This window comes from Paraburkholderia sp. A1RI_3L, from assembly GCF_048957895.1.
In the GTDB taxonomy this organism is placed as follows: Bacteria; Pseudomonadota; Gammaproteobacteria; order Burkholderiales; family Burkholderiaceae; genus Paraburkholderia; species Paraburkholderia kururiensis.
Map to the genome: position 1 here is coordinate 1 of NZ_JARCHA010000061.1, position 754 is coordinate 754.

The following is a 754-nucleotide window of genomic DNA, read 5'->3' on the forward strand; positions in this document are numbered from 1 at the left end:
GTCAATCCGGTAGATGACCTGGGGCGGGGAGTCGTACGGCAATTCCTTGAGCGCCGAACTCATGAAATCTCCGAGCCCGAAGCTCGTGTGTTCCGGCGTCTGTGCAGTGCACCCTTGCATAAGGGCGATCAACGCCATTGTGGCTGTAACGTATCTCATCAAGCCCCCCTTCCATATCGGGTTATCGCCGTGCTGCGGGCACGACACGATGTCGTGCCACAGCGCGACCTTCCTGCCATCGAGGTTGAACGCTGAAGATGCGGTTTTAACGACGCCACCGTGCGTGGTCGCATCGCCGAGGCATACGGGGGTTTTCATGATGATGTTGCTCGCTGCTTTGTAATCGGTCCCGATGTCTCACTGCGGAGCCAGCGGCGCGTCGGGATTGGTCGGCTTGATCGACGGATCGCAAATGATGCGGTCCTGTCCGGATGGCGTGCGCAGTCCATCTGGCATCTTCGTGTCGAACTCTATGTGTTTTCCTTCGGGAAGTTTTTCCTTCGACTCATAAACGAAACCAGGAAAAAGCGGATAACGGTCAACTTCAACGGCATCTGCTGTTTTACTGATGCTTTGGGAAATGAACAGGCTATCCTTTGTTACCGCTACCGTATAGTTTTTCGAGTCCTCAAACGCGTTGAAGCTGTGATCCATGTACACCTTGGAATGGAAGGTTTTCCCGCCGTCTGTCGAATACCATAAAGGCACGACGCAGCCTTTTTCGCCGTTACCACAAATCAGTCCATCCGGATAG

General features: G+C 54.1%; 2 protein-coding genes. Both read right to left on the minus strand.

Annotation, left to right across the window (positions count from 1 at the left end; genetic code table 11):
- Positions 1 to 318 (minus strand): PAAR domain-containing protein (locus tag PXJ20_RS32870; RefSeq protein ID WP_421057510.1); only part of this gene is annotated, 318 nt, incomplete at its 3' end.
- A gap of 39 nt (positions 319 to 357) precedes the next feature.
- On the minus strand, positions 358 to 754 hold a 397-nt coding region (locus PXJ20_RS32875; RefSeq protein ID WP_421057511.1), incomplete at its 5' end, for a T6SS immunity protein Tli3 family protein.